This is a genomic window from Mesorhizobium sp. M1329 (assembly GCF_040318035.1).
In the GTDB taxonomy this organism is placed as follows: domain Bacteria; phylum Pseudomonadota; class Alphaproteobacteria; order Rhizobiales; family Rhizobiaceae; genus Mesorhizobium.
In genome coordinates, this window is the sequence record NZ_JAMYLN010000024.1 from 1 (window position 1) to 14,628 (window position 14,628).

The 14,628-nt window shown below is 62.9% G+C and carries 17 protein-coding genes; 5 read left to right on the top strand and 12 right to left on the bottom strand.

Features of this window, described 5'->3' with window-relative positions; all coding sequences use genetic code 11:
• From NKH21_RS22295 to NKH21_RS22345, 10 genes are all read right to left on the bottom strand, one after another.
• Positions 1-945: RNA-directed DNA polymerase (locus NKH21_RS22295; protein WP_352867550.1), on the bottom strand; the 945-nt coding region annotated here is incomplete at its 3' end.
• 515 nt (positions 946-1,460) lie between these two features.
• Positions 1,461-1,610 carry a hypothetical protein gene (locus NKH21_RS22300; RefSeq protein WP_023677295.1) on the bottom strand — a complete coding sequence of 50 codons (150 nt, stop codon included), beginning with the start codon at positions 1,608-1,610 and terminating at the stop codon, positions 1,461-1,463.
• Between the two features lie 3 nt (positions 1,611-1,613).
• Positions 1,614-1,943, bottom strand: coding sequence for a DUF2934 domain-containing protein (locus NKH21_RS22305; protein ID WP_352661637.1), 330 nt, complete (start codon positions 1,941-1,943; stop codon positions 1,614-1,616).
• A gap of 127 nt (positions 1,944-2,070) precedes the next feature.
• Complete coding sequence (locus tag NKH21_RS22310) at positions 2,071-2,706, bottom strand: BA14K family protein (RefSeq protein WP_352661634.1); 636 nt, start codon at positions 2,704-2,706, stop codon at positions 2,071-2,073.
• A 166-nt stretch (positions 2,707-2,872) separates the two neighbouring features.
• Positions 2,873-3,634 carry an ABC transporter ATP-binding protein gene (locus tag NKH21_RS22315; RefSeq protein ID WP_352661631.1) on the bottom strand — a complete coding sequence of 254 codons (762 nt, stop codon included), beginning with the start codon at positions 3,632-3,634 and terminating at the stop codon, positions 2,873-2,875.
• 41 nt (positions 3,635-3,675) lie between these two features.
• Positions 3,676-4,674, bottom strand: a complete 999-nt coding sequence (locus NKH21_RS22320) for an ABC transporter substrate-binding protein (RefSeq protein WP_352661628.1) — start codon at positions 4,672-4,674, stop codon at positions 3,676-3,678.
• A 57-nt stretch (positions 4,675-4,731) separates the two neighbouring features.
• Entirely contained in the window at positions 4,732-5,580 is an 849-nt protein-coding gene (locus NKH21_RS22325) for an ABC transporter permease (protein ID WP_352661625.1), read from the bottom strand.
• A 40-nt stretch (positions 5,581-5,620) separates the two neighbouring features.
• Positions 5,621-6,985, bottom strand: a complete 1,365-nt coding sequence (locus NKH21_RS22330; RefSeq protein ID WP_352661622.1) for an LLM class flavin-dependent oxidoreductase — start codon at positions 6,983-6,985, stop codon at positions 5,621-5,623.
• A gap of 52 nt (positions 6,986-7,037) precedes the next feature.
• Entirely contained in the window at positions 7,038-7,595 is a 558-nt protein-coding gene (gene msuE / locus NKH21_RS22335) for an FMN reductase (RefSeq protein WP_352661619.1), read from the bottom strand.
• Between the two features lie 576 nt (positions 7,596-8,171).
• Positions 8,172-9,464, bottom strand: coding sequence for an Nramp family divalent metal transporter (locus NKH21_RS22345; RefSeq protein WP_352661613.1), 1,293 nt, complete (start codon positions 9,462-9,464; stop codon positions 8,172-8,174).
• A 238-nt stretch (positions 9,465-9,702) separates the two neighbouring features.
• Between NKH21_RS22345 and NKH21_RS22350 the strand changes: the two genes are divergently transcribed.
• Complete coding sequence (locus NKH21_RS22350; RefSeq protein ID WP_023677305.1) at positions 9,703-10,008, top strand: hypothetical protein; 306 nt, start codon at positions 9,703-9,705, stop codon at positions 10,006-10,008.
• A 105-nt stretch (positions 10,009-10,113) separates the two neighbouring features.
• Here NKH21_RS22350 and NKH21_RS22355 read toward each other — a convergent pair whose 3' ends face one another.
• Positions 10,114-10,968, bottom strand: coding sequence for an aldo/keto reductase (locus tag NKH21_RS22355; protein WP_352661610.1), 855 nt, complete (start codon positions 10,966-10,968; stop codon positions 10,114-10,116).
• A gap of 229 nt (positions 10,969-11,197) precedes the next feature.
• On the opposite strand from NKH21_RS22355, the gene NKH21_RS22360 reads away from it, so the two are divergent.
• The 4 genes from NKH21_RS22360 (at position 11,198) to NKH21_RS22375 (ending at position 13,574) form a co-directional block, all read left to right on the top strand.
• The gene (locus NKH21_RS22360) at positions 11,198-11,833 is read left to right on the top strand and encodes an ankyrin repeat domain-containing protein (RefSeq protein WP_352661607.1); all 636 of its coding nucleotides are present in this window, start codon (positions 11,198-11,200) and stop codon (positions 11,831-11,833) included.
• A 144-nt stretch (positions 11,834-11,977) separates the two neighbouring features.
• Positions 11,978-12,367, top strand: coding sequence for an ArsR/SmtB family transcription factor (locus tag NKH21_RS22365; protein ID WP_352867558.1), 390 nt, complete (start codon positions 11,978-11,980; stop codon positions 12,365-12,367).
• The gene (locus NKH21_RS22370; RefSeq protein ID WP_352661600.1) at positions 12,364-12,897 is read left to right on the top strand and encodes an SRPBCC family protein; all 534 of its coding nucleotides are present in this window, start codon (positions 12,364-12,366) and stop codon (positions 12,895-12,897) included. Before NKH21_RS22365 ends, NKH21_RS22370 begins: the two co-directional genes overlap by 4 nt.
• Before the next feature lie 101 nt (positions 12,898-12,998).
• A complete protein-coding gene (locus tag NKH21_RS22375) occupies positions 12,999-13,574 on the top strand; it encodes a dihydrofolate reductase family protein (protein ID WP_352661597.1) in 576 nt (191 codons plus the stop codon).
• Positions 13,575-13,684: 110 nt separating this feature from the next.
• Here the strand turns inward: NKH21_RS22375 and NKH21_RS22380 are convergent, their stop codons facing one another.
• On the bottom strand, positions 13,685-14,485 hold the full coding sequence (locus NKH21_RS22380) for a class I SAM-dependent methyltransferase (protein ID WP_352661594.1): 801 nt from the start codon (positions 14,483-14,485) through the stop codon (positions 13,685-13,687).
• Positions 14,486-14,628 lie beyond the last annotated feature (143 nt).

A 14,628-nucleotide genomic window follows, 5' to 3' on the forward strand; every position in this document is an offset into this window, starting at 1 on the left:
TCGGGAGAGAACTTGTTGGTCGTCTTGCTTGTCATGGCTCCACCTTCTCAGGAGTTGGAGCCTCCGATCAACCCGGGGCGGTTCAAACACGTCTTGCAGGCGCGCCTTCGAAGAACGCTCCATCTCTTTGACTGTCGTCAACTTCGTTTTCGTCACATTCAAGGACAGCCCCTCGGTGACCATTAGATGTTCAGCAAGCCGACACAGGATGGAATGAGCTTCCATCCCGGCAGGTACAGCAATGCGAAAATCATCCACGTATCTGGTGAATTTGACGCCCATGTTCTTCAAGAGCATGTCTGTATCGTTCAGCAGACATTCAGCTAGCAGGCGCGAAGCGGTGCTCCCGACAGGCAGGCCGTAGGACTGCCTGGCACGGGTTGTCTTAATTATCTTCTTCACCAGATCAGACGGCCCCTTGGGGCATCCAGCATCCTGCAGGACATTCTCAATCCGGTGAAAGTATATCCGCTGATAGAAGTCGGAAATATCAGTAACAATCGCTGGACGATCCTCTGCAAACGGATTCTCTGGTCCACTCAGTCCGGAGAGATGAGCCAACCATTGGTGATAGCCGCGCGCGGGCTCAAATATCCTTAGAGACTCGCCTTCAGAGAAACGATAAGCAAACGCCTCGTTTTCATCCTTCGGAAGTCGAGCCGATTCTAGGTAAGGAGCACAATCCAGAAGCCCAGCAAGGTAGATTACGTTATCGGATGCAGTAAGCTGGTGGGCAATCCTGAACCCGAGCCACGATTTGGGGGTCAGGGTTTCTACAACACCGACCGGCATGTATTGTCCGATGTTTAGATTTTCGCAGTCTTTGGCGATGGTCCCGGGCCGCTCGAGAAAGCATCGCATCTCAGGTAGGCGCGGAAAGAGGTCGGTATCTCCAAATGATCCCAAGTGATTGATCGCGCGCCGAACGCTCGCCTCGGAAATCATTGAGCTACCCCCCGAAATAAGAAGCGGACTATAAGACGGTGATTTTGGGAGAGCAAACACGCCCACGCGAGCGCGAGCGGGTCATGTCTAGATGCCCGACAGCCGCGCGCCTATCTATCAGCGCCCGCCTACTCGCACTGCCTGTGGGGCCGCCGGAATAGGGCTGATAGCTGTTGTCTCCCGGCCGATAGGAGCGCTAGCGGCTGAAGCAATATTGCACGTGGTGGGGCGGAAGCCAGGCGGCGCCGGCTTCCTGCGACGGAACCTAGCCGTCCATTGGCAACGTGTCGCTCGCTTCGACATAGCTGGCGCCATCGTCGGGAGGCTGTGCGGCGCAGCGCCGGCATCGAGATACGGCGAGATGCAGGGGCGCTGCTCTCTGCTGTAGGGCGTGTAGTGGTCGTCGCTTGGCCTGTAGCAGCGGTAGTGGCTTCGCGACGGCTTGTTGCGGCTGGATTCACGTTCCGCCAGCCATCCGGCGCAACTGCTTGGCGGGCACCGGCCACCAACGCCCCTCAATGCCTCTTGAAATACTGCACCTCGCGTTCGTGCTTCTCGGCGGCCTCGCGGGTATCGAAGGTGCCGAGATTGCGGCGCTTGCCGGTCTTTTCGTCCTTCTTGCGCGAATAGAGGCGATATTTTCCGTCTTTGAGTTTTCTGATCATCTGTCACTCCCCGAGCCGCTGCTTCCCCTTGAGGTTGCGCGCGGCTTGTTCGATCGCCGCCCTGTCGTTTCCCAGCCTGTCGATCAGCTCCTGCGCCTGTTTGCCCGATATGCCGGTGCGCACCGCCAAAGCCTCCACCGTCAACACGTCGGAGCTCGCGACCTCGCGGGTTTCCGGCAGGGCATCGCCTGCCGTCAGTGGCAGGGCTGCCTCCCTGTCGATCTCGGCCTCGGCCCGGTGCCAGTGCCGCTCGGGATCGCCATGGATTCCGCCTTCGCGTTCCCAGATCTGGTATGCGCGCTCACGAATCTTGTCTTCCCGGTCGTCGCCCATGTTGATTTCTCCTTTGGGTATCGGATGAACGCCGTGCCAACCCGAACGATCCAAGAAATCTGCGTGATCGTTGGGTGGGGTCGCACAAGGCGCCATGCACTGCGGTCGCCAGCCACCCCGGCCCGCGCTACTCGCACTGCCGGCGCGGCCCGCCGGAGTAAGGCTGATAGCTATTGTCTTCCGGCCGATATGACCGGTAGCGGCTGAAGCAGTATTGCATATGGTCGGATGAGAACTCGGCGGCGCCGGGTTCGTCCGATGGCGGGTAGCCCTCCACCGACGACGTATCGCTCGCCTCGACGTAGCTGCCGTCATCGGTGATGTCGAGATAGGGCGAGATGCAGGGGCGCTGTTGTCCGCTGTAGGAAGTGTAGCGGTTGTTGTCCGGCCGGTAGGAGCGATAGCGGCTTGCGCACCATTCGACATGAGCGGCGGGCAGCGCTTGCTGCTCTTCCGCTGGTGGCTGGATAGAGCCGGTGGCGGTGGTGTCGGCTGTCGAAGCCGCGGGGGTGTCGGCGGGTTTGGAGGTGCGGTCAACTTCCGAGGTGCGAACGGGAGCCGGGCGGGCCGGGAGGCGTTCGAGGCGCTGCGAGGCCGGGTTTACCGGGCGCGGATCCTTGGCCCACAGTTCGACGACGCTGGAGACCGGGGCGGCCGGCCGCACCGGCTTGGCTATCAGAAGCCAGGTGGCGAACGCCAGGCCGCTGGCGAACACGGCGAGCGTCAGCACGAAGCCGCCAAAGATTGCGAACAAAGCTTTCATACCGCGCTCCTTCGCCCCCCGGTTAAGGAAATGCGGGGGCGGGGAATCCGGTTCCAGGAAAGAGCGCGGGGCAGGGGCACTCAAAGGAAGGCCCCTCTCCGTCTCGGCTTCGCCGAGACACCTCTCCCCGCTTCGCGGGGCGAGGAATCCAAGGCCTTTTATGCTTTCAGTGCAGGCCGAATTCGCGCAGCAGTTCTTCGCGGTAGCGCACGAAGCGGCTTTCGCTGCGCTCGCGCGGGCGGGGCAGGTCGATGTCGATCAGCCGCGCCGCGCCGCCTTTCTCCTTGGGCAGGATCAGCACGCGGTCGGCGAGGTAGATCGCTTCCTCGAGGTCGTGCGTCACCATCACCATGGTGACGTTCTCCTCGCTCCAGATGCGCGCCAGTTCCTCCTGCATTCCGATCTTGGTCATGGCGTCCAGCGCGCCCAGCGGCTCGTCGAGCAGCAGGATTTCGGGCTGCACGGTCAGGGCGCGGGCAATGCCGACGCGCTGCGCCATGCCGCCCGACAGTTGCCTTGGGAAAGCATCGCTGAATTCGGCGAGGCCGACGAGCGCGATATAGAAGCGCGCCCGTTCCTCGGCCTCGACCTTCGGCACGCCGCGCACTTCGAGGCCGAAGGCGACATTGCCGAGCACCGTCAGCCAGGGCAGCAGGCGCGGTTCCTGGAAGATCACCGCGCGCTCGGCACCGACGCCGTGCACCGGCTTGCCGTCGATGGCGACACCGCCGCTGTCCGCGGCCTCCAGCCCGGCAAGAATGCGCAGCAGCGTGGTCTTGCCCGATCCGCTGGCGCCGACGATGACCAGGCATTCACCCGAGCGGATGTCGAGGTTGAGGGTCCTCAGCACGGCAAGCGAACGCCCACCGATGCTGAACGATTTGGACAGGTCGCGTATCCTGACCTCACCGCCGCTTGTGCTGCTCATCGTGCTCGTCTCCCAGCTGATTGCCTTGCCGGTTGGCCTTGTCAGTTGGTCTTGGTTTCGCCGGGCCGGTAGAGGATATCCGCTGCCTTCAGCTTACCCTTTGCCAGGCGGCCGTCGCGCTCGAGCACGCTGACCCAGAAGTCGATGTCGCGGTCCGTCGCCTTGGCCCCCTGGCGCAGCCCGAAGCCGGTCCAGTAGCGCGCCAGCTCGCCGTTTTCGCCGCGCTTGTCGAGGATTGTCGCGAGCACTTTGCGCGCTTCGTCGGGGTTCTGCAGCGACCAGTCGGAGGCGCGCGCCGATTGCTCGACGAAATTGCGGGCGGCGTCGGGATGCGCCGCGATGAAGTCGCGCCTGAGCACGACGAAGCCGCCGGCCAGTTCGCCCAGCACGTCGGTGTCGTTGAACACGCCACGCACGCCGCCATTGTCGACCAGGGCGCCGGCAAACGTCGCCTGCCAGTAGCCGAGAGCCGCGATGTCGACCTGGCGGGAGCGCAAGGTCTGCTCGAGCTGCGGTCCGGGGACGACGACGAGATTGGCGGCATCCGGCGATAGGCCGACGCTGTGCAGCGCCTCGCGCACGGTGTAGTCGAGATGGGCGCCGAGCGTGTTGACGGCGATGGTCTTGCCGGCAATGTCGGCGATCGATTTGATCGGGCTGTCGTCGAGCACGTAGAAGACGCTGCGCACCTTGCTGTTGATGCCGTTGCTCGGATAGACGGCGACGAAGTCGTTGCCGCCGGAAATCGAATTGATCACGGCGGCGGTCGCGGCCGAGCCGATATCGACGCTGCCGGAGGCGAGCGCGAACAGTGATTCCGGGCCGCCGCCGGAATAGCCGACATTCTCGACCTCGATACCGAGGCCTTTGAAATAGCCGAGCTCGCCGGCCAGCTCATGCGGAGAGATGCTGCCACGGCTGGCGAGGGAGCGGAACTTGACGGGTTCCGCTTCGGCAAGGGCCAAGCGCGGCAGGCCGGCGGCGAGAAGGCCGGCGGCGAAGGGCGCGCCGGCAAGCAGGGAACGGCGGGTGATTTTCATGATGCGTGTCTTTCCTGATTTGAGTTCTGCCTGGTTGAGATTGGTAAAAGCGGGTGGTCAGTCGACGGCATTGCTCCAGCGGCAGAGCCGCCGCTGCAGGCTGACCAGCGCCTGGTTGGCGATCAGGCCGAGGCCGGCGAGGATGACGATTGCCGCAAACATCAGCGGGATCTGGAAGTTGTACTGCGCGTTCATCACCTGAAAGCCGATGCCCTTGTTCGCGCCGATCATTTCGGAGGCGATCAACAGCAGCAGCGCCGTGGTGGCGCTGAGCCTCAATCCGACAAAGATCGACGGCACGGCGCCGGGCAGCACGACACGGTGGAAGACGGTGAGCTGCCTGGCGCCATAGACCCGGGCCATCTCCAGCAGTTTCGGATCGACCTGCTTGACGCCGCCGATGGTGTTGAGCAGCAGCGGAAACAGCGTCGCCCAGAAGATGACGAACACCTTGGACGCCTCGCCAAGCCCAAGCAGCAGGATGAACACCGGATAGAGCGCCAGCGCCGAGGTCTGGCGGAAGACCTGCAGGATGGGATCGAGCGCGGTCTCGACCGCGCGCACCTGGCCCATGAACAGGCCAAGCGGGATGGCGACCAGCACGGCGGCCGCGAAGGCGAGACCGGCGCGCTGCAGGCTGATGGCGATGTCACCGAGCAGAGTGCCGCCGGCCAGCCCCTTCCAAAGTGCCGCGACAATCGTATCGATCGGCGGCAGCACGGCCGTATTGACCCACCCGGCGCTGCTCGACACTTGCCAGATTGCGAGGAAAGCAATGAGGACGCCGTAGCGCGACAGGAAGCGGATGCCTGCCCGGCCGCCGTGGCGCAGGAAGTCCGTGCCGAGGCTTGTCGTGCTGTCACGCGTGCCGAGGCTGGCGGCCTGTTCGATGTGCTGCAAGGTCATCGTCTTGCCTCTCGCTTCGAGGGTAGTGGGCTTCGTGGAATTATTCGGCGGCCAGCACGGCCGAGCGGGCGGCGGTCCACGGGTTTTCCGGCCGCCTGAGGCCGAGATTCTCGCGCAGGGTCCTGCCTTCATAGGCGGTACGGAACAGGCCGCGGCGCTGCAGTTCGGGGATCACCAGCTCGACGAAGTCGTCGAGCCCGCCGGGCAGCCAGGGCGGCAGGATGTTGAAGCCGTCGGCGGCTTCGTTGCCGAACCATTCCTCCAGCTGATCGGCGACCTGCACAGCACTGCCGATGACGGTGTAATGGCCGCGGGCCGTTGCTACCCACTGGTAGAGCTGGCGGATGGTGAAGTTGTGCTCGTCGGCAATCTGGCGGATCAGCGCCTGGCGGCTCTTCATGCCTTCGGTTTCCTTGCTCGGCGGCAGCGGGCCATCAAGCGGATAGCCCCTGATGTCGAGCGTCTGGCCGGCCAGCCCATTAAGCAGGGCGACGCCGTCATCGGGCAGGATGAGATCGTTCAGCTGCTGGTATTTGGCGCGCGCTTCTTCTTCGGTGCGGCCGACGAAGGGTGCCACGCCCGGCATGATCAGCACCTGCTCGGGATCGCGGCCGACGGCCGTCACGCGCGCCTTGATATCGCGATAGAATTCCTGTGCCGACGCCAGGTTCTGATGGGCGGTGAAGATGACTTCCGCCGAGTGGGCGGCGAGCTTGCGGCCGTCTTCCGATTGCCCCGCCTGCACCACCACCGGGTGCCCCTGCACGGGGCGTGGCACGTTGAGCGGACCCTTAACGCTGAAATGCGGGCCCTTGTGGTCGATGTCGTGAAGCTTGTCCTTGTCGTAGAAGCGCCCCGATTCCTTGTCGCGGATGAAAGCATCGTCCTCCCAGCTGTCCCACAGCGCCTTGACCGTCTCGACATGCTCATGCGCGCGGGCATAGCGCTCGGCGTGGGCAGGCTGCGTCTCACGATTGAAGTTGCGCGCGGTTTCGTCGCCGGCCGAGGTAACGACGTTCCAGCCGGCCCGGCCATTCGACAGAAGGTCGAGCGAGGCGAACTTGCGGGCGAGCGTATAGGGCTCCTCATAGGTGGTCGAGGCGGTGGCGATGAAGCCGAGATGCGTGGTGAGCGGCGCCAGCGCTGCAAACAGCGTTACCGGCTCGAAGCCGGCGATCTTGGCGTTGCCGCCTTCGCGGGCGCCGAGCCCGACCGTCAGATTGTCGGCCAGGAAATAGGCGTCGAACAGGCCGCGCTCGGCGGTCAGGGCAAGCTGCTTGTGGAACTCGAAATTGGTGGCGCCGTCGGCCGGCGCATCGGGGTGACGCCAGGCGGCGATATGCTGTCCGCCGCCGGGCAGGAAGGCGCCAAGTTTGATTTGCCTGGATTTGGTGGATCTGGTCATCGCGGCGTGCTCCTGGATGGATCGGAAAGGGGATCTCGGGTCAGTGGTGCGTTCAGGCGGCGAGGCCGACGCGATGGGGCACTCCGGTTACCCGGCATGCCTCGGCGACCGCCTGCCGGGCGCGGGCGTGGATGGCTTCCGACACCAGCACGCCATTGGCAAAATCCTTGTCGGAGGCGTAGATCGCGGTCGGCACAGTCAGCGCCTCGAAGAAGCCGAACAGCGGCCGCAACTGGTGCTCGACGATCAGCGAATGGCGCTCGCCGCCGCCGGTCGCGGCGAGGATGACGGGCTTGCCCCGCAGCGATGACGGATCGAGCAGGTCGAAGAAGTGCTTGAAAAGCCCGGTATAGCTGCCTTTGAAAGTCGGCGAGCCGGCCACCAGGATGTCGGCGCCGAGCAGCCGTTCGACGATGTTGCGCGCCGCCGGGTCGAGGTCGCCGAGGCGCCTTGCCTGCGGCAGTGACGCGCCAAGATCCTCGATGTCGAAGACGGCCGAGGCCGCGCCGATGCTTTCGGCGGCTTGCCCGACGATGTGGCTGACGAACGCCTTGGTCTTCGAGGGCCGGGTCAAATTGCCCGACAGCCCTACAACGAGCTTCTTCGACATTCCAGGCTCCCTCTCAAACGCTCAATTTTTAAGATCTTGGGTCTAGCGATCTATTTTAAGTCTAGAGAGTTTGTAGAATTAAAAGAGCGAGAAAATTTCAAAAGCAGGGGGATGAGCGAACTGAGTTTGCGGCACATCGCCCGCAATTGGTTCATTCCATGCGGCGTAGCGCGCCGGCGCAGCGCATCGACCAGCGATGCAAAGGCCTGGCAGCACCTTGTCCCGCGGGCTCAGTGAGTCAGGCCAATTTGATTCAAATCCGGCTGTGGATATTTGCTTTTGGGTAAAATGAGGCGGTCATCTTGCCGGCCGGCGGGCAACAGGGAGAAGCCTATGACAAGCGACTTTGCCGCCGCACACCTCCACCTCGAACGAGCCTGCCATTATTTGAGCGGCGACGACGAGACGAGCCGCACGGCTCGTGCGGCTCTGGATCTCCTGATCGATGCAATTGTCGCGGCGCAATACAAGCGGCCCACGGGCGACGTTGTGGAATTTCCAAGACCGGCAAAGCTGGGACAATCCGCAAGCGGGAACGGGTAATCCAACCGGCGGCGTCCCTTTGCTTCCGCCCGATCACATGAACCAGGTTGCCACCAGGCCGATCGTCGCCGAGAAGATGGCGGCGGTCGTTGCCCAACCGAGTATATTGGTGCTGCGGCTGTTCACCTGGTCCCCCATGATCCTGTGGCTGTTCGTCATCAGCATGATGAGCAGCAGCAAGGGCGGCGTCGAGAAGCCTTGAACGATGCCGGACCAGACCAGCGCCTTCATCGGATTGAAGCCGAGAAAGTTCAGGCCAGCGGCGATCGCCGTAAAAAAGCCGATGGCGAGATAAAATTTGGGGGCCTCCCGAGCCCGGGCGTGCAGGCTGTTTTTCCAGCCGATGGCTTGTGCCACGTCATAGGCAGCGCCGGTGGTCATGACAGGAACCGCTAGGAAACCGACGCCGATCACGCCTGCTGCGAACAGGACGCTTGCGGCCTGGCCGGCGAGCGGGCGCAGCGCCTCCGCGGCTTGCGCAGCCGTGTCGATATCGTGATGGCCCGCCTTGTAGAGCGTAGCACCCGTCGACAGGATGATGAAATACATGATGAGATTTGAAAACATCATGCCGATGAGGATGTCCCGGCGAGAGCGACGGAGTTCGCTGTCGGTGGCGCCCTTCCTTTGGCTGAGCGTTGTCCGGCCCTGGGCAATCTCCTCCTCGACCTCCTCATTGGACTGCCATGTGTAGAGATAGGCGGACAGCGTGGTGCCGATGATGGCGACCAGGATCGACAGGAACTCGCGGTTGAATTCGATCTTCGGAAGCAGCGTTCCGCGCAGCACTGCCGCGGCGTCCGGCTTGGCCAGAATGGCGGCACCGACATAGGCGAGCAGCGCCAGCGCCAGCCAGCGAAAGATGTTGCGGATCAAAGTATAGGAGCCGAAGACCTGGAGAGCGAAGATGATGGCAGCGACGAACAGCACGATCAGCGGGATGGGAAGCGGCACGAATATGTTGATCGCCGCCGCCATTCCACCAAGATCCGCCGCTGCCTCGATGGTGTTGCCGATAAGCACACCCAACAGCACCGACCAAAGCAGCCACCACGGGTAGAAGTCCTTGATGACGTGGAACAATCCGCGCCCCGACACCTGGCCGAGCTTCGACGACAGGTAGACGACCGCGTACATCATCGGCAACGTCACCGGAGCAGTCCAAAGCAGGTCGGGTCCGAAGCGGGCGCCGGCGCTGGCATAGGTGCCTATCGCGGAACAATCGTCGTCGGCCGCCCCGGTTATCAGTCCGAGGCCGAGCGCTCGTCCTATGCCGCCTTGCCTCTCCTCCGGTGGGATGGAACGATCGGAACCGGCCTGCCTCATTGCGACCGGACCGGGTTGCGAACGAACGACGCGGCCCGCCATGCAACAATGGTAAGGATCGGTCGCGGCGCTGGTCTCATTTTGCTTTCCTTCAACAACTTGCCCAAACCCGGCGCGCCATGACTTGTTCCGCGACGACGGGGGCAGGGGTTTTGCCTCAGGCAAGAAAGTTCAGGTTGACCGCTTCCGAACGCGAAGCGACTATCGGTGCGAGGCGAAGATTGCAGGAGGAAGTGCAATGGACGAGCCCGGTCAGTGGCGCCACATGTCGAGCGCGCCAAGGGACGGCAGCAGAATCCTTGTCACGGTTCGGCCGTCCGAACAGGGTCCGGCCGAGGTCGACATGGCTTACTGGGCCCGCGCCGATCAGTTCGGCAGCGAAGGCTGGCGCGCTTCCGATTCGTCTCCAGGACGCATCGTCGAATATGCCGAACCCGAACTGAAGTGCTGGATGCCGCTGCCGTCGGCCAATCTCAGCAAGGGATCGATGCCGAGCCCCTGGGAAGGGGAAGATGTGCCGCTGGTGGATGGCTCGGGGATATAGGCTGGAGGAAAGGGTAGTTTTGATCGCTGGCGGGACAGCACCCCCCTCTGTCCGGCAGGACAGAGGGGGTGTGAAGGAATGCCAACGTCCCGGTTGGCCGCCTCGTTAGAACAAAAACGCAGCCGTGGCGGGGTTCGGGCCGGTGCGGCCGTCGGGCGAATCCATGCCCCTGATAAGCTCGAGGTCCTTCGCTTCCAGCTCGAAATCGAAGACATCGAAATTGGCGGCGATGCGATCCTGGTGGATCGACTTTGGAATGACGATCAGCCCTTCCTGAAGGTGCCACCTGACGATCGTGTGCGCCACCGACTTGCTGTGTTTCCTGGCGACGCTTTCAAGCGTCGGATCGCTCAACAGTCGGCCGCTGCCCAACGGGCTCCAGCTCTCGATTCGGATGTTGTGCCTGTCATGGAATTCGCGTTTGTCACGCTGCTGGAAGCGGGGGTGGAGTTCGATCTGGTTGACGGTCGGCGTGACGCCGGTCTCGCCGATGATCCGTTCGAGGTGGTCCTGGTTGAAGTTCGAAACGCCGATCGACTTGATCCGGCCTGATTGCCTGAGTTCGATCAGCGTCTTCCAGGCCTCGACATATCTGTCCCGGCTGGGCACCGGCCAATGGATCAGGAACAGGTCGATCTGCTCGATGCCGAGCTTGCTCATCGTCTCGTCGAACGCGCGCAAGGCGGCGTCGCGCTGATGTGCGCCGTTGCGCAGTTTCGAGGTGATGAACAACTCGCTTCTCGGCACGCCGGCCGAGCGGATTGCCTGCCCGACACCTTCCTCATTCTGATAGCCTTCGGCGGTGTCGATCAGTCGGTAGCCGGCCTCGATTCCCCAGCGCACCACCTTGGCGGTGATGGCTGGATCGACCTGCCACACGCCGAGGCCGATTTGCGGAATGGCGGAGCCGTCGTTCAATCTGATTTGTTCAGGTCTATTCAGGGTAATCTGTTCAGGCATGTTCAGGTCCTTCTGCATCGTTCCGCCCGGCGCACGCTCTATCTAGTCTGGATGGCCGCGAAAGCCAGTCGATATCAGGAGAATGTGAGGAGACGGACGTGAAGCGCTGATCCTCCGCTTCGGGCCGACAGCTCTCTGTGACCCACGGACTCCAGGGAACTCTATACAGGACGACCCCGCTGTCGCGGATTCTGTGGTATTCTGTGGACTATCCGAGGAGGCGACTGCGTTGACCAACAGCTTGGAAGCCGAAGGGGCAAGAGACTGGTCGCCCCTGCTGATCGCGGCAGAAAAAGGCGATGCGGAGGCGGTTCGATCGGAATTGGCGGCTGGCGCCGACATCAATCAGTCGGACGACGGCGGCTGGTCTGCACTTCACCTTTCAGCCCTCAATGACCGCACAGCGGTGGTCGAGGTGCTGATCGAAGACCCGGAAATCGACGTGAATTCCAGAAACAAGTGGAAGAGCACGCCCTTGAGCCTTGCGTCGGCCAAGGGACATTACGCGTGTATCTCAGTCCTCATGAGACACCCCCGAATAGAGGTCAACGCGCGAGCTGACTACTACGGCAGAACGGCTCTTATCGAGGCGGCGAAGAACGGGCATCTCGAAGCCGTCAGGTTGCTCGTGGAGAATGGCGCGGAAGTAAACCTGACCGACAAGACGGGGAGAAACAACGCGCTCATCGAGGCTATCAAGGGGCGGCACTACGAGATCGCGGAATACCTGCTGGATTCTAGGAAAGTGAGCTTTGTCAACAAGGAGATGAGGCTAAACGCCCTGATCTGGGCTGGCAGCTGCCACAACCCTCAGCTTATCGAAAAGCTGGAAACCGCGATCCACAGTTTCTTCGACGGCAAGTAAGGGCCTCGCCCTTACTGTCGCGGGGCGCGTCCGTACCTCCGTCACGTCGACACGCTCGATCGCGCAAACGGCCCCGCGGCGCTTCCCACGAATTATTCAACCAAACGGTTGACGATCCGAAGCTGCGCGTCTATATTCAACTACATGGTTGAATTAGAGACGCCTCAGATGGATGCGGTTTTTCACGCCCTTGGCGACGCCACCCGGCGGCACATGCTTCGCGATCTCGCCGATGGCGAGAAAACGGTAAGCCAGCTGGCGGAACCCTTCGCGATGTCGCTCGCGGCCGCCTCCAAGCACATCAAGACGCTGGAGAATGCAGGGCTTATTCGTCGAGAGGTGCGGGGCCGCACGCATCTGTGCCGACTAGCTCCCGGACCGCTGGCCAGCGCCCATCAGTGGCTCAGCTTCTACGAGCGCTTCTGGACGGGGCGTCTCGATGTTCTCGAACGCCTCCTTCGCGAGGAGGACTCACGCAAAGCCCAGGAAGAGCCCAGGAAATCGCCCAACTCAGAAGAAGGAGACGAGCAATGAACCAGATGAGAAGCATCGACGCCTATGGCGAGCTGAGCGAGCCCGCCACGTTCACCATCCAGCGCCTTTTGCCCGGACCCATCGAGCGCGTCTGGGCCTATCTCACCGAGAGTGACCTGCGCCGGCAATGGATGGCCGCGGGCCAGATGGAAATGAAGGCGGGCAGCTCGTTCGAATTGGTCTGGCGCAATGACGAGCTGACGGACCCGCGTGGCCAGCGCCCCGCGGGCTTTCCCGAAGAGCATCGGATGGAGGGCCGGATCACCGAACTCGATCCGCCGCGCAAGCTTTCCATCACCTGGGGAAACACCGGCGGCGTCTCCTTCCTGCTGGAGCCGAAGGGGAGCGATGTGCTGCTCACCGTCGTCCATCGGCGCCTGCCGGAACGTGCAATCCAGCTCAACATCACGGCCGGCTGGCACATGCACCTCGACCTGCTGGCCGCCCGCCTGGCGGGCAAGACGCCGACCTCGTTCTGGGACGGCTGGACCCGCCTGCGGGAAGAATACGACCGCCGCCTGCCGGCCTGATGTGACTCGCGGCGGCCATCCCTGAGGTCGCCGCCAGCAACACGAAGCAACGATGAGCCGATGAAACGTGCTTGCATCCCGCAAGCCTGATGGAGGAAGTCATGCGTAAATTGATCGCTGGAATGAAAATTTCCGTCGACGGCAAGATGGAGGGACCCGAGGGTTACGCCGATTGGGTCGACGCGTGGTCGGACGAATACGGCCTGACACCGCAAATCGACGCCTGCCTGCTTGGCAGCGTCATGTACGCCGGCTACGAGCGCTACTGGAGCGCCATCCAGCACGAGCCCGACAAGCCGCTGCCGATGACCGGCAAATTGCCGAAGCCGGCCGAGCTCGAATGGGCCCGCTTCGCCGCACAGACCCCGCATTATGTGCTGTCGAACACAATGACTTCGGCGGCCTGGCCAAAGACGCGCTTCGTGCGGAATTTCGAGGATATCGCTGCGCTCAAGCAGCAGCCCGGCAAAGACATCTACCTTATGGGCGGTGCCCGAATTACCGCGAGCCTTATCGATGCCGGGCTGGTCGATGAACTCAGGCTGATCGTCTATCCCCTGCTCGCCGGTGAAGGAAAGGCGCTGTTTGGGACGGCGAAAAATCGTCGTGGGCTCGAACTGCGCAAGGTCGAACAGCTGTCGCACGGCCGCGTCGGGCTGGTCTACGGGATCGGCTAAAGCGACGCGCCTTAGGTTCTTCTTTATGCACGTCGTTATCGCAAAACCGCCGCACACCCTCGGGTCAAGCCCGAGGGCATGCTTTTGCGCGACATCCATTAGCGCCGACGTCAGGCAACGATACCGCAGCAGGCCCAGGCGACATTGGCAAAGGACCTAGGGCCGTCGGGCCGGCCGGCCTCGTAGGCGTCGCGCATGGCGGCGTCGGTGCGCGCCCGCTCTTCCGGGTCGAGCGTGGCCACATACTTGCCGAGCGGCCCTTCGCCCGCGGCAATCGGCGCCCAGTAATCGTCGAAGTTTTGATAGTCCATGCGGATCATCAGCTCGGTCTCCGTGACGTCGCGGAGACCTTGCCCGACAAAGGTCCGTTTCATTTCACCCGGCTGCATCATCGGCTGGGCGCAATAGCGGGCACGCAGCTGGCGTCCGCCTTCACTGAGCACCGCCACCGTGTCGATCATCATGCGCATCCCCGGCATGCCGCCGAGATGGTCCCATACCGTCGCCGCGACCACGCCGCCCGGCCGCACGACGCGGCGCATCTCAGCGACTGCCTTGCCGGCTTCGGGCACGAAATGGAGCACGAGCAGCGCCAGGGCACGGTCGAACGCGCCGTCCTCAAAGGGCAGGGCGCAGGCATCCGCCTGACGGATTTTTATCCGCGGATCGGAGTTGCGCCGGATTGCCTCCTCGACAAAAACGGCCGAAAAGTCGATCGCAGCGACCTCACGGAGGTCAGCGGCCTTGACGAGCGCGAAGGTCAGGCTGCCGGTACCGCAGCCGACGTCGAGGATCTTTTCGCCGTCCTTGAGACCCGCGAAGCCGATGAACAGCGGCGCGAGCCTTTGGCTCCAGCGGCCCATGAGCTGCTCATAGCCGGCAGCATGGTGAACGTTGAAACTTGAAGTCATCGAAGGCTCCTCCCAAGGCCGTATGCTAGACTTCGGCGGCCGCTGACGAAAGCCACTTTTGGCGCGTGTTGGTTCGGTCACCCGGGGCGCGCGAAGACATCACCGGCCGGATTTGACGGCGCCGGCCAGCCAGCCTCCGTGCC